At 73.2% G+C, this 1,747-nt stretch carries 2 protein-coding genes and 1 pseudogene; all 3 read right to left on the reverse strand.

The genetic code is table 11. The features are described from left to right. Positions 1-366, reverse strand: a pseudogene (locus tag AC27IO_RS23805) (hypothetical protein); the annotation flags it as partial. A 4-nt stretch (positions 367-370) separates the two neighbouring features. Continuing rightward, the gene (locus AC27IO_RS23810; protein ID WP_498741127.1) at positions 371-928 is read right to left on the reverse strand and encodes a hypothetical protein; all 558 of its coding nucleotides are present in this window, start codon (positions 926-928) and stop codon (positions 371-373) included. A 61-nt stretch (positions 929-989) separates the two neighbouring features. Beyond that, positions 990-1,652, reverse strand: a complete 663-nt coding sequence (locus AC27IO_RS23815; protein WP_498741129.1) for a hypothetical protein — start codon at positions 1,650-1,652, stop codon at positions 990-992. Between the last annotated feature and the right edge of the window lie 95 nt (positions 1,653-1,747).

A 1,747-nucleotide genomic window follows, 5' to 3' on the forward strand; every position in this document is an offset into this window, starting at 1 on the left:
AGCAGGCTGGGCGACCGGGTCAGGAAGGCGACGGCGCTGGCGCCCAGCACCGCCAGCGCACAGACCGCCACCAGCGCCCGCTTGGCGCGCGTACGGTCCGCGAGGGCGCCCGGCCAGCGGCGTGGCCGCCATGGCGGCCAGCCCCCCGGCGGACAGCACGATGCCGATCATCGTCTGGTCGATGCGCTGGGTCTGCAGGTAGGTGGCGAGGAACGGACCGAGCCCGTCGCGCACGTCCGCCATGAAGAACGCCATCCAGGCCAGGGCGGTCAGGGAAGCCCCGGCCGCAACGCCCGTGCGGGCGGGCGGCGATGCGGGCGGGGTGGGCGCGGAAAGCGCGCCAGGGGCGGTGTGCGCGGCGGTCATGGCGTCACGGCTTGGCGGGTTTGCCCGGCACGGCGTGGCCGTTGACGGTGTGCGCCTCGATCACGTGGGCACCGGTGCTGCCGCGCAAGGGCCGGGCGGGGCCCTCGGCCGTCACCGCATCGCCCGGCTTCAGGTGCAGCCGGGTAAAGCCGTCGGGTCGCGTGTGGACGAAATCGCCCGTGTCCAGCACCACGCCGTTGGGCTCGCCGTGCCGGGCGTGGTGCAGGTGCGCCACATGGCCTTTCACCTGGCGCGGTGCGTCGTCCGGCGCGAACGCCTGGCCGTCGATGGACACCAGCCGCTCGAACGCATAGACCTCGTGCGCGGCCTCGCCGTGGGGTGGCGGTGGCGCCACGGTGCCATCGACGACCACCGTCTGGCCGGCGCGCAGGGCCTCGAAGGACCGTGCCGCACGGTCGTCGTGCTTGCCGAACACGAACTGCGCAGGCACGCCGTCCACGTCGATCATCACGCCCTCCACGTCGCCGCGCGGGCTGTAGAGGGCATGCTGGAACTGGCCTTCGAGGGACCAGACGTCGATCATTTCCTGGGGTTTGCTCATGGTGTCTCCGAATGGGTGAGGAAAGAAGAAACGGGTGTATGGAGCGGGCCGGGCGATGGCTTCATGGGCGCAGTGCCGGGGCGCCGATCGGGCCGCCCAGCATGTCCTGCAGGGTGTCCGGCGTGGCGCCCATCTGCGCCGCTTCCATGCCGGTGCCCAGCGCGTTGCGGGTGCCCCAGCCGCGCACCGCCACGGTGGCGCCGGGCTTGAGCAGCGCCGCGACCGACGTGCCCATGTGGGGCGGAAAGCGCACGACGACGCCGTCTTCCAGCAGCAGGCCATGCGCATCGCCGCGGCTGTTGAACAGCACCTGGGCCACGCGGCCATTGGCCTGCAGGGCCGTCAAGGCTTCGCGTGGGGGCGGCGGGGGGCGCTGGCCGGGGGTGGGCGGCGTGTCCTGCACCGTGCGGCCCTGTGACTGGAAGGTCTCGGCGCGCAGCACGGGCGCGTCGGGACGGTGCCAGCCGGTGACCTCCAACGGGTCGCCGGGGCGCAGCCATGCGGTGAGGGACTCCGACAGGTGGGGCGGGAAGGCGATCTGCGTGCCATCCTGCAGCAGCAGGCCGTCCGCCTCGCCGTTCGGGTTGGGCAGCCAGCGCTGCAGCCGGCCGCTCGCGGTCGCGGACTGCTCGGCGGCGGGGGCCTGGGCCAGGGGGCCCGGCCCGCCGGGCGGGGGTGGGGGCAATTGCGCGTGGGCGCTGGCGGCGGCAAGGGCGGCGGCCATCAGGCTGGTGCGAGCAAGGGGTGGAGCGTCATGAAAGTCGTCCTTTCGAGTGGGGATGCGCTTTTCTCACTCAAGACGCGTGCCAACGCCAGATT

Source organism: Acidovorax sp. KNOB132 (assembly GCF_057541515.1).